This is a genomic window from candidate division TA06 bacterium (genome assembly GCA_016208585.1).
GTDB lineage: Bacteria > Edwardsbacteria > AC1 > AC1 > EtOH8 > UBA5202.
Genome location: JACQXR010000108.1, coordinates 1 through 15,047 on the forward strand (window position 1 = coordinate 1; position 15,047 = coordinate 15,047).

Below are 15,047 nucleotides of genomic sequence, written 5' to 3' on the forward strand. Positions count from 1 at the left end.
GGATTGTCAGCCAACCAGTCCAGTCGTTCGGTCTTCACCGCACCGCACCGTTTGCAGTCAACTCGTCGCACCTCAAACTCCAGGTACGTCCGTTTATCCCCGCAGGACAGGTCGCGAACCTGTCGGGTGGTGCGGTCATACCACGAATGGTGGACCTTCCCGCAGGTGCCGCACACCGTTTTTTTCCCCGGCGTTTCAGCCCAAGCATTACTGCCTGGGGATCACCGAATACTCCGCGCAGTCCTGCCGGGCGTAAGCCGGGGAAACGGTAGACGTCTTCCAATCGTTTGATCTTCTTCATACCGGAAGTTTACCATATTTTTACATTTGTTGCTATCAAAGAACTCGTTTACTGCCAACTACTTCAGCTCGCCACCAAGTTCGATTTTACCCACACTCATTGGAGAAGAGCTTAAGTTGGACGAGCACACGCTTAATTCGGCGCTGGACCCGGACGAGCAGTCCCGGCTGGAATTTGAGCCCGAGCATCTGGCCCTGATTCTAAAACGTCCCCAGAATTACTCGGCCCGGGAGGAATTTCTGTTCAAGGTATCATCATTCGGGCTGTTCCTGTTCAAAGACCGGCTGGCGGTGGTGGTCTCCGAGGATATTCCGCTATTTGAAGGCAAGATTTTCAACCGGGTGAGTTCCCTCAGCGACGCCGCCTTGAAACTGATCTACCGCTCCATTTACCATTTCGTAGAGCATTTGAAGATCATCAACATAGTCTCCGACTCCCTGGAATCCAAGATCAACTCCTCGATGGAAAACCGCTACCTTTTGAACCTGTTCACCCTGGAAAAAAGCCTGGTCTATTTTAACGCCATCAATTCCAATTCCATGGTGATTGAAAAGCTCAAATCCAACTCCACCAAAATCGGCTTTACCCCGGAGGAACACGAGTTTCTGGACGACATCACCATCGAGAACAACCAGTGTTATAAGCAGGCCGACATCTATTCCAACATCCTGGCCAGCCTGATGGACGCCCGGGTCTCCATAGTCTCCAACAACCTCAACGTGCTGATGAAGACCCTGAACATCATCACCATCGGGATAATGGTGCCCACCTTCGTGGTCAGCGCTTTTTCCATGAACGTCAAGATACCCATCCAAGAACATCCTTGGGCCTTCTGGATAATACTGGCCCTGGCCCTGGTCTCGGTGGCCGGGTTCATGATCTTCTGGCGTTTTAAAAAATGGTGATCTTCGGCAAGTAAATGTCTTTCATCAAGTCGTTAAAAGAGGGGTTGAACAAGACCCGACAGGGAGTACTGGGGCGGATCTCCGAACTGTTTACCGGGAAAAAAGCTCTGAGCGCTTCCGAATACGGGGAGCTGGAGGAGCTTTTGCTTTTGGCGGACGTCGGGCCCCAGGCCGCGGAAAAGCTGTTGGAGTCAGTGAAAACCGGAGACCAGGAACTGACAGCCATCGAACGGCTGAAGCGGAAGATGCTCGCCATGCTTGCCCTGAATTCAGAATTCAGAATTCTTGGATAGGCCCCAGGTGTGGCTGATCGCCGGGGTCAACGGCTCGGGCAAGACCACCACCATGGCAAGCTGGGAAACCTTTTGATCTCCGGCGGAAACAGGGTGATGCTGGCCGCGGCCGACACTTACCGGGCGGTGGCCATCGAGCAACTGGAACTCTGGGCTAAAAAGATCGGGGCCGGTTTCGTGGGTTCGGCCCCCAGGGCGGATCCGGCCAGCGTAGCCTTCGATGCGGTCAGCGCGGCCCAGTCCCAGAAAACAGATGTTCTTTTGATAGACACCGCCGGCCGGCTGCATACCCAAAAGCATCTCAGGGATGAATTAATCAAAATCCATAACACCATCGCCAAAAAAATGCCCGGCGCGCCCCACCAGACCCTGCTGGTGCTGGACGCCACCACCGGACAGAACGCCCTTTCCCAGACCAGGCTTTTTTCGGAAGCCATCCCGGTGCCTGGCATCGTGCTGACCAAGTTAGACGGAACGGCCAAGGGAGGGATAGTGCTGGCCATAGCCCAGGAGCTTATACTGCCGGTGGTGCTGGCCGGGGTGGGCGAAGGGGCGGAAGACCTGGGGATATTCGATGCCGTGGAGTTTGTGGAAGGTGTGCTGGGGTAAAATATTCGTGAAAGTATCTTGACAGACGTTGGTTGTATAGCATATTAGCAGAAATAAGACAGGCGCGAATATAAATATAACAGCATGCGCCATAGGCAAGCGTAGCCGGAATGTCTGGACTAATGGGGTGGTTGATTATTATTTCGGGCGTGCCCACTGTCGCCCCGCCCTTGACGAAGCGCATTCCGTTCGCGTTGGGAGGCTCACGATAAAATTTGCCAAAATTACGCAACGAAACATTATGGGGAGTTATGCCATGAATCTGTTAAATAGAATATCAACGGATCCCTTGATCTGCCACGGCAAGGCCTGCATTAAGGGTACCCGGATTATGGTGTCGGTTGTTTTAGATAATTTAGCTGCCGGGGTCAGTTTTGATGAAATCATAAAAAGCTATCCTTCTTTGACAGTGGAGGACATAAAGGCGGCCATTGGCTATGCTGCCGAGTTGACCAAGGAACAGATTGCCTTTAGTCTCCGGCACGCACGGATGAAGTTTAAGACCGACGAAAATTTACCGGCGGAAATAGCCGACTTGCTGCGTAAGGCCAAGCACGATGCGGCCACGGTTTTTGAGCAACGGTTGTCCGGCGCAAGCGACGACAGGATCGCCGATGTCTGCAAACGCGAAATGCGAAGAAAGACCGGGGGATTTGAAGTGGTTTATTGGCATAATTGGTATGTTGACGGCGTCTGGTCGGTAATTGATACTTTTAAAAATTGCATTGCCTTGTGCGATGGCCGGTTTTTAGATATGAAGACATTGGCTGTGTATGGCGATTCCAGTTGCATAATTTTCAAATAGCCGGATTTTTGGGTAAAGAACCCTCCGAATTGTTCAACATCAAACTGCCATTCTCTATTGACTTTCGCAGGATAATAGGTTATATTTATAGCACCTTCAGGGCGGGGCGCAATTCCCCGACCGGCGGTGACAGCCCGCAAGTCCCTTCCCGCGAAACACGCGAAATACTCAAAACAATACTTTGGGTTTAGTGTTCCTTTGACTTTGCTCAGGACAAGTTTTAGTGGGGAGTAAGATTGATCCGGTGGAATTCCGGAGCCGACGGTAAGAGTCCGGATGGGAGAAGGGCAAATCCGTTGGTTATTGCAAATTGAAAATTGCCGAATGCAAATTTCAAAACTACCAACAACGGCATACCTTGCCTTCGCCCGGCCCTGAAAAACATCAGGGTCGTTTTTTTATGTCCGATGCAATAGGCCAAGATACCAAATACATGGCGCAATCACTGGCGCTGGCAGCCCGGGCCGGAGGGCGCACCTGCCCCAATCCCATGGTGGGGGCGGTGCTGGTCAACAACGGGAAGATCGTGGGCCAAGGTTACCACCAGAAGGCCGGGATGCCCCACGCCGAGATCGAAGCTCTGGCCCAGGCCGGGGAGCAGGCCAAGGGGGCCACGCTGTATGTAACTCTGGAACCCTGCAATCACCACGGCCGGACGCCGCCCTGCACCGAGGCCATCATCAGGGCCGGGATAAAAAAAGTGGTCTATGCCACTGAGGATCCCAACCCCGTGGTCAGCGGGGGCGGCCACAAAACATTAACTGAAAACGGAATCGAAACGATCGGCGGAGTGATGGAAAAAGAAGCGGTAAAACTCAACGAAGTCTACTTTAAATACATGAAGAGCGGCCTGCCATTTGTGACCCTGAAGCTGGCGGTAAGCTTAGACGGCAGGATCGCAATGAGCCAGGGCACGACCACTAGCCTGTCCGGCGACGAGGCCCGGCGTTATGTCCACAGCCTGCGGCTGGCCCACGAAGCGGTAATGGTAGGGGCCAATACCGTGGTCGCCGACGATCCGCAGCTGACTGTGCGCCTGGTTGATAACCCGGAAAGCAAGCAGCCCACCAGGTTCATAACCGACGGCAAGCTTTCGCTTTCGCTTGATTCCAAAGTGCTGACCGACGGCCAGGCCAAGACCATCGTGGTCACCACCTCGGCCGCCGACCAGGACAAGAAAAAGAAGATCGAGGCCAAAGGCATAGATGTCTGGACAATCGGCAAGGACGCTAAAGGCTACGTGGACCTGAAGGCATTGCTCCACCAGATGGGGCTGGACGAGTACTGCAGTCTTTTGGTTGAAGGCGGAGGAAAACTGGCAGCCTCGTTCCTGAAACTGGGACTGGTGGATAAAATTGCCATGATCTACACTCCGAACATCATCGGCGCCCAGGGCGTAGCGGCGGTGGGGGAACTGGAGATCACTGAACTCAAGGACGCTTTCAAGCTACGTGATATGGACTGCCGGATGCTGGGGCAGGATGTTCTTATAGAAGGATATTTGGTAAAATAACAATTTCAAATTGCAGAATGCAAAATAAAAAATGCAAAATTATTAATGTTCACCGGGACAATTGAAATAACAGGAACGGTCAAAACCCTATGGCTAAAATCCACTGGGGCCGTGGTGGAAATCACGGCGGGTTTCAAGGATCTGGCGCTGGGTGAGAGCATCGCAGTCAACGGGGCCTGCCTGACGGTGGCTAAGATCCTTAAAGACGGCTTTGCCGCCGACCTCAGCCGGGAGACCCTGGATACTACTACTTTTAAAGTCTTAAGAGCCGGCGCTATGGTCAACCTGGAGCGGGCTTTGAAACTGGGCGACCGGCTGGGAGGGCATCTGGTAGCCGGGCATGTTGACTGTCTGGGCCGGGTGGAGCAAGTCACAAAAAGCAGCCGGGGCGGAACGATCGAGATCTCCGTAGACAGCAAGAATCTGAAATACATCGTCAACAAAGGGTCGATAGCGGTGGACGGGATCAGCCTGACGATGGCCCAAAAGACCGCCCGGGGATTCAAGGCCGCCGTCATCCCCCATACCTGGAAAAACACCAATCTGCAGAACATAAAGACCGGGGACAAAGTCAATTTGGAGCTGGATCAGATGGCAAAATATGTGGAGTCGATAATAAAAGGGGAGTGACAATTCAACCACAAGAGGCACCCTTCTATTCATCAGGGTAAACTTCGGCACAAAAAACTAAAGGGGAAAAAGGGCCAAAGAGTTGAAAAAGAGAAAAAGGTTGTCGTGTTTTTTGGGGGCCTATTCCAGTCAGAAGGATTTTGTGATTTATGTGCCCATTTGACTTAGCTCAGGACATGCTTTATGTGGCTAAATCCGGAATGTTATTTTTATAAGGGAATTGATGAGCAGCAAGTTGAAATTCAATACCATTGCCGAAGCGCTGAAGGACATTCGGCTGGGACGGATGATCGTAGTGGTGGACGATGAGGACCGGGAGAACGAAGGCGACCTGGTGATGGCCTCGGCCAAAGTGACGCCCCAGGCCATAAATTACATGGCCAAGGAAGGGCGGGGCCTGATCTGCGTCTCTCTGACGGTGGCCAGACTGGAACAGCTGAAGCTTTCGCCCATGGTGGAGAGCAATACTTCAAAACTCGGCACCAACTTTGCGGTCTCGGTGGATGCGGTCAAAGGCACCACCACTGGAATCTCGGCCCATGACCGGGCCCGGACCATCAAGGTCCTGCTGAATCCGAAGGCCAAACCCGTGGACCTGGCCCGCCCGGGCCATATCTTCCCCCTGCAGGCGGTGGAGGGCGGAGTGTTGCGCCGGGCGGGACACACCGAGGCCGCGGCCGACCTGGCCGGGCTGGCCGGGCTGTATCCCTCGGGCATCCTCTGCGAAATAATGTCCGACGACGGCAGCATGGCCAAGGGCCGGGCCCTGTTCGCCTTTGCCCGGAAGCGTAAACTGAAAATAGTCACCGTCAAGGACCTGATTTTATACCGCCGGTCCAAGCAGAAATTAGTCAAGAATATCCTCAGCCTGAAACTGCCCACCAAATACGGGGAATTCAATTTAGTTGTTTACGAGGACCTGATCGAGAAGTATCACCACCTGGCCCTGGTCAAGGGCGAGGTCAAGGGCAAAAAGAACGTGCTGGTGCGGGTTCATTCCCAGTGTCTGACCGGGGACATCCTAAGCTCGCTGCGCTGCGACTGCGGAGAACAACTGGCCTCGGCCCTGAAGATGATCAACAAAAAAGGCCGGGGTGTGTTCCTGTACATGCGGCAGGAAGGGCGGGGCATCGGCCTGGTCAACAAGCTGCGGGCCTACCGGCTTCAGGACAAGGGGATGGATACGGTGGAGGCCAACCTGGCTTTGGGTTTCAAGGCCGACGAGCGCGATTACGGGATTGGGGCCCAGATCCTGGCCGACCTAGGGCTGACCAGCATCAACCTGATCACCAACAATCCCCAGAAGATCACGGCCCTGGAGGGCTATGGCCTGAAGATCTCCAAGCGGGTAGGGGTGACAATCTGTCCCAATGCAGTCAATCTCCGTTACCTTAAGACCAAACAGGAGAAGCTGGGGCACATGTTGGATTTCGGCAACTGCGTCAACAATTAAGAAGGTTTACTAACCCAGATGGGGTTCTTTATCCGCAGATTACACAGATTAACGCAGAGTGTTTGGATTTATTTGTACGAAATAATTTTCATTCTTAGAAATCCATAAACTAAAGATATTACTGATTAGGGATATTCGCACCAACAAGAGTTAACCCGTTATGTAAAAAGTTTTTTATTAAAGGAGAGAAAATGAAGCACAGGGTTTATCAAGGCCAGTTGAACGCCCAGGGCAAAAGATTCTGCCTACTGGTCTCCCGGTTTAACGATCTGGTGGGGGCCCGCCTGTTGGAAGGCGCCCAGGACTGTCTGCTGCGGCACGGGGCCGAGGCCGGCCAGATCGACATAGTCTGGGTGCCGGGTTCCTTTGAGATCCCGGGGGCAGCTTCCAAACTGGCCGCCTCCAAGCGCTACGATGCCGTGGTCTGCCTGGGCGCGGTGATCCGCGGCGACACCCCGCATTTTGATTACATCGCGGCCGAGGTGGCCAAGGGCGTGGCCCAGGTTTCCCTGAGCACCGGCGTGCCAACCATCTTCGGGGTGGTAACCACCGACAACCTGGAACAGGCGCTGGAGAGGGCCGGCAGCAAGTCCGGCAACAAAGGCTGGGAGGCAGCCCTGTTCGCCATCGAGATGGCCGGCCTCTACCAGAAGCTCGGCAAGATTAAATGAGCGCCAGGCATAAATGCCGGGAGCTGGCCTTGCAGGCTTTGTACCAGATGGAGATCACCGGGTCCAGTCCGGAGGAGGCGCTGGACGATATCCGGCAGAGGAATTCCGGCCAGGCCATAGACTTCACCATCAGTCTGGTGCAGACGGTGGCCCAGAATGCCAAGGAGATAGACCAGACCATCGAGCGCTCGGCCAAGAACTGGAAGCTTTCCCGAATGGCGGTGGTGGACCGGAACATCCTGCGGCTGGGAGTGGCCCAGCTGAGGTACTTGTCGGCCGAAGTGCCGCCCAAGGTGGCCATAGACGAGTCCATAGAACTAGGAAAAAAATTTGGCGACGGGCAGTCCGGCAGATTTATCAACGGCATCCTGGACAACGTCTACAAGGAACTGGCCAAGCCGGTCTGAAACTCTAAATATTTTATGGTGATGTTATGCGTTATGTCATCATCTCGGACATTCACGGGAATCACCAGGCCTTAAGCGCGGTCAAAGCCAGCCTGGAAAAAGAACAGCCGGACGAGGTGATCTGCCTGGGCGATATCGTGGGCTACGGGGCCGAGCCCGGAATCTGCCTGCGGGAAACGCTGGAGCTCTGCCATACTGTGGTGGCCGGGAACCATGATCACGGGGTGGCCGGAAGACTGGAGACGTCGTTCTTCAGCGCCAATGCCCGACGGGCGGTGGAGTGGACCGCCGGAGTCCTGACTCCAAAAGAAAAAAAGGTTTTATACGATCTGCCCCTGATGAAGGAAGTATTCCTGCCGGATATTTCCTTCATAGCGGTGCACTCGGCGCCGGAGCAGCCCCAGCAATGGCGCTACATCCTTTCCATGGACGAGGCCGAGTACCAGTTCGAACATTTCTCCCGGCCGCTCTGTTTCATCGGGCACTCACACCAGCCAATGTTCTGGCGGCTGGGGTCCGATGGAGAATGTTCCGTAGCGGGCCGGGAATATTTACGGCTGGAGCCGGGGAACAGGTACATCATCAATGCCGGCAGCGTGGGCCAGCCCCGGGACGGGGATCCCCGGGCCTGTTATGCGGTCTACGACAGCCAACGCCGGGAACTGATCATCCGGAGGGTGGAGTACGACATCGCTGCCGCCCAAAGGGACATATTGAAAGCCGGGCTGCCGGCTAGGCTGGCCGAGCGGCTGGCCCAGGGGGTTTGAGCCGTAATTCTATTACCTTAGGAAAGACAGGAGCACCTTCGCTGAAGCTATTGCTTCCGCTAAAACTTTGGCGCTTTCAGCCATAGGCTGATCCGCCGTGCTTGCGCCCCGCCGTTGGCGGGGCTTCAGCACGCCATGCCCCGCCTAAAGGCGAGGCTCCGCTTTGCGGGGCCGTGGGCAGGCGTGGAGGAGAAGAAGCCAGTCGTTAAAGCGTAAGCGGATTAACAGGATACATTATTTTTACAAAACACTAACTTTAGACCACCGTGCCAGTTAAAGTTGCCATAATAATTCCCCATCACAACGGGCAGAAACTGCTGGAGAACTGCCTGTCCTCGCTGTTCCAGACAGAATACCCCGATTATAAGGTCTATCTGGCGGACAATGCCTCTTCCGACGGCAGCCCCCAATGGGCCAAGAAAAATTATCCCCAGATAGAAATCATCAAAGCAGATAAAAATCTGGGCTATGCCGGGGGCTGCAACCTGGGCATCAGGTCCACCACCGAGGATTATGTCGTTCTTTTGAACAACGACACCGAGGTCAAGCCTGACTGGCTAGGCAGGCTGGTCTCCACAATGGACGAGGATGGCACCATCGCCGCTGCCCAGCCCAAGATCCTATGGCTGAAGGACCGGACCCAATTTGACTATTCCGGCGGGGCCGGGGGCCTGATGGACGTTTACGGCTATCCTTATTGCCGGGGACGGATGTTTGAAGAAAAGGAGAAGGACCGGGGCCAGTACGACCGGCATCCCGCCGATATCTTCTGGGCTTCGGGCTCGGCCTCCATTTACCGGCGCACCGCCTTAGACGTCGCCGGCCTGCTGGACGAGGATTTTTTCATGCACATGGAGGAGATAGACCTGGCCTGGAGGCTGCACCTGCTGGGCTGGCGCGTGATTTCCGTTCCCGGTTCGGTGATCTTTCATCTCTCCGGAGGGTCTCTGCCCACCGGCAATTTCCGCAAGATGTACTTGAACCACCGCAACAGCCAGTTGATGATGTGGAAGAACTATTCCCTGGCCTCGCTTTTACGGATCTGGCCGGGCCGGATGCTGCTGGAAGCGGCCGCTTTCGCCAAGGCCGTGATCTCGGGCAACTGGGAGTGGGCCCGGGCCATTGTGCTGGCGGGTTGGTGGCTGCTGGAGAACCCACTGACGATCTGGAAAAAGCACCGCCAGGTTCAAACAATCAGAAAAGTTTCCGACCGCCGGATCAGGGAGAAAATGTTCCCGGGCAGCATGGCCCTGGAATATTTCATTAAGCATAAAAGAACTGCCCAACAATTGGAAGGTAAACGATGAAGCAGGCGTTAAAGAAAACATTATATTTAGTTTTACGGATAGTGATCAGTCTGGGCTTGATCGGCTGGATACTTTTAAAAGTGGACCGGCGGGAGTTGGCTGAGTCCCTGAAAAACATCGAGTACTGGTATTTAACCGCGGCCCTGGCGGCCTATCTAATGGTCAACGCCCTTTGCACCTGGCGCTGGCAGATACTGCTGGCGGCCCGGGGCATAAGATCCGGTTACTGGAGGCTCTTCCGGTACTTCCTCAATGGCCTGTTCTTCGGCAATTTTCTGCCCACCACGGTGGGGGGCGACCTGGCCCGGGCCTACTTAGTGGTGGATGACTGCAGCAAAAAATCCGAGGCCCTGGCCTCGGTGCTGGTGGACCGCTTCATTGGGCTGTTCGGGGTGATCATCACCGGCATCATCGGTTTGGTCCTGATGGCCAAGACTGGCCAGGAGCAGGCCCTGCTGCGGTATATGGCCATCGGGGTGGGCGTCATCCTGGCCTTGGTGGTCCTGTTCCTCAACAAGGCCCTGATGCGAAAACTGCGGGTGCTGCTCAAACTGCCGCTGCTGGCCGGGGCCGAGCACCAGATCGTCGACTTCTACCACTCGCTCTACGTCTACCGCACCCACAAGAACGAGGTGCTGCTGGCCTTCCTGCAGTCCCTGTCGGTCCAGCTGTTCGTGGTGGTCACCGCCTACTTCATCGCCCGGTCCATCGGCATCGACATCGCCGTGATACCCTTCTTCCTCTACATGCCGGTGATCGCGGCCATCAGCATGGTGCCCCTGTCCATCAACGGCTGGGGCCTGCAGGAGTGGGCCTTCATCGTGTTCTTCGGCCGGGCCGGGGTGCCCAAGGCCGAGGCCCTGTCGCTGGGTTTTGTCTACCATCTGGTGGCGGTGGCCATTTCGGTCTGGGGCGGGGTGCTGTGGCTGATGTATGGTCACCGGAGGAAAAAAGGAAGACATTTGTAAATAATTAAAGAATATTTTATGATAGTGCGATCTGGATTTCAGCTTTTGTCTTCTCGCCAACCGGGATCACAATCGGTTTGGGGAGGAACCGTTTCCAGTCTGGGCTGGCAAGATTAATTGAGGACTTGGCAGTGTCAACGGGGATGGGTATAATGATGAGGCGTCTCCAGTCTGGGCTGGCAAGATTAATTGAGAGGCGTCTCCAGTCTGGGCTGGCGTAAACAGTATTATTTTCCAAGTTAGAGACAACCGGGCTGGCCGCGAAAATCAATCCGCAGGCGATCAGGAACAGTGTAAAGTTTTTCATTTTGTCTCTCTTTATTTTATGGTTTTTGTTTTTCATGCTCACATCATAAATATAGAGCAATTGCCGTGCCAGCAATTGCTGATAAACAGCAAGGCATTGATTGTGGGCAGTTTACTTCATAGCGTAACATTAGATACTGCCGCCTAAATGCGTTTAAAAAGAAAAAATAGCGTTACATTAGTCCCGAATTTGTTACTCGGATCGGGATATTCATTGAGGCTGTCAATGGTCTTAAAGAATACTATGGATTTTATCCCTTTCCTGTGATACAATAAACGTTTGACAATTTTTAATGTTAAAGTTAACAATTTTGAGGAAAAATGAAAATCAAATTCAATATTTTGCTCATTCTTCTGGCGGTGCTGGCCGCTTTTGGAAAATCCCATGCCACCGCCACCCGTCAGGAGAGCCTGCCCGGCATATCGGCGTTCATGCTGGATGATCAGGATATTTTCAACCAGCCTTCGCTGACCCCGTTTTACTACCGGGCAGCCATAGTGGACTTAAGCGGGGACAGCAGCCGGATAACCGGACAAAGCTCGGCGCTTTTAACCTATGCCAACCGGGAGCAGACCTTTGGAGTCATAGGGCTGGCCGTCAATTACCGCTCGGAGGCCGCTCAGAATTTGATCAACTACATTAATCCATTTGTCGATACCCTGGGCATAGACGAAAATCTGGTTGATAAAATCAGGGACAATGGCCTGGGCCTGAACCTGCCGCCGATCCCGCAACTGGGGTCAGAGTACGACCTGATCTACGCCCGCAAATTAAGAGACTGGACCGCCGGAGCCAGAGCCGAGCATTCCTTCGGTCAAAGCAGTTATTCCTATTCCCACGTGGAGAACCAGGCCAACTGCTCGGTTACCGGCCTGACCTTAGGTTTGGGCTATGATCCCAGCGATGCGGTCAGGATTGATGCCGGACTGAGTTATGGCAGACTTTCATTTGAAAGCAGCTATACTCTTTCAATGCCGGATCCTCTTTCAATACTTAATTCTACCGAAAGTCTCAAGTCCAAAGGCCTGGGGTATCTGGCTTTTTCCAGCCGGGCTTTCTTAAGTTTGAATGAAGAGATGGTGCTGGTTCCTCTGGTCGATTTCAAATATTTTGACCTGGGTTACGACTATGCCAAAAACTATACTTTGGTGACCGCCGGAGGAACAGATCAAAGCACCGAACTGTTTCTGGGCTGCGGCTGGCAGTACCGGGCCGACAACCGGATGACGTTGTTGGCCGGGCTGGGATACGGTTATCAGAGCCGGACCATTAAAGACTCTATGGTCTACCATTCCCTGCAGGAAAAAAGCATTGCCAGTTACCCGTCCATAACTGCCGGTGTGGAGTCTAATATAACCGGCTGGCTTACGGTACGGGTGGGAGCAGAAAAGAAAATCTTATCTCAAAGCTTTACCACAGATTTTTTTGATAACACTACGCTGGTAGAGAAAACTGTTACCCAGCCCTACGATTTGGCCTTGGGGCTGGCTCTAAAAATGCGGGGGCTTACAATGGATCTGATGCTCAACCCCAAGCTGATATATTCCGGGGGAAACATTGCCAGCGGTAGCAGGAATTGGCCGCTCACCAGGGCTTCGCTGGTTTATAGGTTTTAACGGAGGTTAGTCCACTCTAAAAAGGGTGTTTTTTGCGTTTTCCGACTTCGTAATGAGATGCCCGGGAGCTTTTCACCACAAAGGCACAAAGACACGAAGGGCTATAAAACTGGGTTCGTGGAAAACATATGTCAAAATGAATAATATGCTTGGTGCCTGGTGGTTAGTAAGGACTATAACCCATTGACTTACGGCATCTTTTGCGATGCTCACTGATAATTTTAATGCGGTGCCGGGGCTATAGCGGCCAACGAGCGGGCCATAAAACGAGGCGGTTTACCCGTTAAAAAAGGGGTCATTTTGACTGTTTTTAGAAGTTGTGCTGGAAGTTATTGCAAAACAGGCATTTATAAGCTTGCGTTCACCAAAATGCCCTCACAGGTAGTGAAATGCCGCTCACAGGTGTTGAAATGCCGCTCACAGGTAGTGAAATGCCGCTCACAGGTCCTGAAATGCTGCTCACAGGTAGTGAAATGCCGCTCACAGGTAGTGAAATGCTACTCACAGGTGTTGAAATGCCACTCACAGGTAGTGAAATGCCGCTCACAGGTAGTGAAATGCCGCTCACAGGTAGTGAAATGCTGCTCACAGGTAGTGAAATGCCGCTCACAGGTGCCGAAATGCCGCTCACAGGTGGTGTAATGCCCACTTGTAGCGTCAGCTCTGCGAAATCATGGAAGAAGAAAAAATATATATTAGAAAAACACTTTCATTGCGCATAATAAGACCGTATTATGGCGATGAAATCGAGAAGTTTATCACCGCTGGCAAAGAAAAAAGCAAAGCCGATGGGGCCGATGGCGCTTTAACAAAAATTTTCTGGGACCGGCTGAAAGCCAGTCACCCTGAAATAGTGAGTGCCGGTGAATTCTACGGTTTGTTGTGTGCTATGCGAATGGAGGCTGTTGTATATTACAACAGAGCCATTTCTAAACTTTACCAAAGTTTGATAGTCGACGTCGACGGGGCGCAGGTAAGCACGGCCAAGGCCCTCAGCGCCGGGCCTTACCATGAGTTCAGGGAAAGGTTCACCTCTTATATTTCGCTTGGCTTAAGGCAGAAACTGCAGAGCAATTTCCGCAGGAAGGAACTATTGCGCTGCCAATTGGCGCTGCCAACCGCCAAGTCGGACCGCTTCCCCATACCAATATCCAAGCAGGTTGACAAGCAGGGCAAAGGCGGATTCAAGGTCAGCGAACTGCAGAACGGGGACTTCATAATTGAACTGCCCCTTATGGCCTACCATAAAGCCAAGGGCAAAACCGAAAGGGAATACGTTGAGCTTGATGCCGGGCCTGCCATCCTTAATATTCCCGTCATCCTGTCCACTCAAAGGAGGCGGGCCAATAAAACCTGGTTCAAGGATGAAGGAACCGATGCCGAGATCCGGCGGGTCATGTCCGGCGAATATAAGGTTTCCTGGCTGGAAATTCTGCAGAGGAACCGCTTTGGCAAGGCGCACGGCGACTGGTACGTCAACTTCACCATAAAATACCAGCCAAAGGACTGCGGGCTTGACCCTAAGGTGAAAGGCGGCATAGATATCGGCCTTTCTTCGCCCTTGGTGTGCGCCGTCACCAACAGCCTGGATCGTTTGACCATACGTGACAACGACCTGGTGGCATTCAACAAAAGGGCATTGGCGCGCAGGCGCACCCTTTTGCGGCGGAACCGCTACAAGCGGGCCGGGCACGGCAGCGCCAACAAGCTGGAGCCAATAACCGCCCTTACCGCTAAGAACGAACTTTACCGCAAGGCTATAATGCGGCGCTGGGCGCGCGAAGCGGCCGATTTTTTCAGGCACAACAAGGCCGCGGCGGTGAACATGGAGGACCTTACCGGGATCAAGGACCGCGAGGATTATTTCAGCCAGATGCTAAGGAGCTATTGGAACTACAGCCAGATGCAGACGGTTTTGGAAAACAAGCTAAAGGAATACGGCATAGCGGTAAATTACATAAACCCTAAAGACACATCAAAGACCTGCCACAGCTGCGGGCATGTCAATCAGCATTTCGATTTCAGTTACCGTTCTGCAAACAAGTTCCCCATGTTCAAATGCGTGAAATGCGGTGTTGAATGCGGGGCCGACTATAATGCGGCCCGCAACATAGCCGTTGCTTAGTTAACCCAGATCTTTGAAAATCGAATAGAGATTCATTTTCGTCCCGCAATGATGGGTATAGCCTTTGGCAGAGTCCCAAATTTGCGGATAAGACGCGGTTGCTTTCAACAGCCGAACATCGAGCTGCCGGCGAACTTGTTTCTGCCGGGTTACAGCCTCGAAACAAACCTGCGACTTTTTCAGCATGGTGCGGGTGCGGCTTCGCAAAAGCCGCAACTGCTTTACTTGCCGGCCGTTATGATGCCCTTGGTTTAAATAATGTTGATGAGAGCCTGTTACTAAGGCCCTTCGCAAAATGACGGCTTTGACCGGTTGAATGACAGGTATTTGCGGGTGTAGAGGGGGGGGGGGGGGGGTAACAAGTCGCACG

General features: G+C 53.3%; 15 protein-coding genes, 1 pseudogene and 1 riboswitch. Of the genes and pseudogenes, 14 read left to right on the forward strand and 2 right to left on the reverse strand.

The features are described 5' to 3' along the window. Positions 1 to 176: transposase family protein (locus HY768_08185; protein MBI4727182.1), on the reverse strand; the 176-nt coding region annotated here is incomplete at its 3' end. Between the two features lie 241 nt (positions 177 to 417). Between HY768_08185 and HY768_08190 the strand changes: the two genes are divergently transcribed. The 11 genes and pseudogenes from HY768_08190 to HY768_08240 all read left to right on the forward strand — a co-directional run bounded on the left by HY768_08190 (position 418) and on the right by HY768_08240 (position 10,629). Continuing rightward, a complete protein-coding gene (locus HY768_08190; GenBank protein ID MBI4727183.1) occupies positions 418 to 1,206 on the forward strand; it encodes a magnesium transporter CorA family protein in 789 nt (262 codons plus the stop codon). A gap of 14 nt (positions 1,207 to 1,220) precedes the next feature. Further along, positions 1,221 to 2,108 (forward strand): annotated as a pseudogene (gene ftsY / locus HY768_08195) (signal recognition particle-docking protein FtsY). Positions 2,109 to 2,235: 127 nt separating this feature from the next. Next, positions 2,236 to 2,913, forward strand: a complete 678-nt coding sequence (locus HY768_08200; protein MBI4727184.1) for a DUF5615 family PIN-like protein — start codon at positions 2,236 to 2,238, stop codon at positions 2,911 to 2,913. Positions 2,914 to 3,001: 88 nt separating this feature from the next. Further along, positions 3,002 to 3,205: riboswitch (FMN riboswitch) on the forward strand. 120 nt (positions 3,206 to 3,325) lie between these two features. After that, positions 3,326 to 4,426, forward strand: a complete 1,101-nt coding sequence (ribD, locus tag HY768_08205) for a bifunctional diaminohydroxyphosphoribosylaminopyrimidine deaminase/5-amino-6-(5-phosphoribosylamino)uracil reductase RibD (protein MBI4727185.1) — start codon at positions 3,326 to 3,328, stop codon at positions 4,424 to 4,426. Positions 4,427 to 4,471: 45 nt separating this feature from the next. Then, positions 4,472 to 5,056, forward strand: coding sequence for a riboflavin synthase (locus HY768_08210; protein MBI4727186.1), 585 nt, complete (start codon positions 4,472 to 4,474; stop codon positions 5,054 to 5,056). Positions 5,057 to 5,279: 223 nt separating this feature from the next. Next, positions 5,280 to 6,509 carry a bifunctional 3,4-dihydroxy-2-butanone-4-phosphate synthase/GTP cyclohydrolase II gene (locus HY768_08215; GenBank protein MBI4727187.1) on the forward strand — a complete coding sequence of 410 codons (1,230 nt, stop codon included), beginning with the start codon at positions 5,280 to 5,282 and terminating at the stop codon, positions 6,507 to 6,509. Between the two features lie 191 nt (positions 6,510 to 6,700). After that, the gene (locus tag HY768_08220; GenBank protein ID MBI4727188.1) at positions 6,701 to 7,180 is read left to right on the forward strand and encodes a 6,7-dimethyl-8-ribityllumazine synthase; all 480 of its coding nucleotides are present in this window, start codon (positions 6,701 to 6,703) and stop codon (positions 7,178 to 7,180) included. Next, entirely contained in the window at positions 7,177 to 7,587 is a 411-nt protein-coding gene (gene nusB / locus HY768_08225; protein ID MBI4727189.1) for a transcription antitermination factor NusB, read from the forward strand. Before HY768_08220 ends, nusB begins: the two co-directional genes overlap by 4 nt. A gap of 26 nt (positions 7,588 to 7,613) precedes the next feature. Further along, positions 7,614 to 8,354, forward strand: a complete 741-nt coding sequence (locus tag HY768_08230) for a metallophosphoesterase family protein (GenBank protein MBI4727190.1) — start codon at positions 7,614 to 7,616, stop codon at positions 8,352 to 8,354. A 266-nt stretch (positions 8,355 to 8,620) separates the two neighbouring features. Next, a complete protein-coding gene (locus HY768_08235; GenBank protein MBI4727191.1) occupies positions 8,621 to 9,661 on the forward strand; it encodes a glycosyltransferase family 2 protein in 1,041 nt (346 codons plus the stop codon). Beyond that, positions 9,658 to 10,629, forward strand: coding sequence for a flippase-like domain-containing protein (locus HY768_08240; protein MBI4727192.1), 972 nt, complete (start codon positions 9,658 to 9,660; stop codon positions 10,627 to 10,629). Before HY768_08235 ends, HY768_08240 begins: the two co-directional genes overlap by 4 nt. Positions 10,630 to 10,645: 16 nt before the next feature. Here HY768_08240 and HY768_08245 read toward each other — a convergent pair whose 3' ends face one another. Next, positions 10,646 to 10,972 (reverse strand): hypothetical protein, encoded by a 327-nt coding sequence (locus HY768_08245; protein ID MBI4727193.1) that lies wholly within the window; start codon positions 10,970 to 10,972, stop codon positions 10,646 to 10,648. 284 nt (positions 10,973 to 11,256) lie between these two features. On the opposite strand from HY768_08245, the gene HY768_08250 reads away from it, so the two are divergent. The 3 genes from HY768_08250 (at position 11,257) to tnpB (ending at position 14,677) form a co-directional block, all read left to right on the forward strand. Next, positions 11,257 to 12,552 carry an autotransporter domain-containing protein gene (locus tag HY768_08250; GenBank protein ID MBI4727194.1) on the forward strand — a complete coding sequence of 432 codons (1,296 nt, stop codon included), beginning with the start codon at positions 11,257 to 11,259 and terminating at the stop codon, positions 12,550 to 12,552. 389 nt (positions 12,553 to 12,941) lie between these two features. Continuing rightward, entirely contained in the window at positions 12,942 to 13,274 is a 333-nt protein-coding gene (locus HY768_08255; protein MBI4727195.1) for a hypothetical protein, read from the forward strand. Beyond that, positions 13,265 to 14,677 (forward strand): IS200/IS605 family element transposase accessory protein TnpB, encoded by a 1,413-nt coding sequence (gene tnpB / locus HY768_08260; GenBank protein ID MBI4727196.1) that lies wholly within the window; start codon positions 13,265 to 13,267, stop codon positions 14,675 to 14,677. The genes HY768_08255 and tnpB overlap by 10 nt, the downstream gene beginning before the upstream one ends. Positions 14,678 to 15,047: the final 370 nt, after the last annotated feature.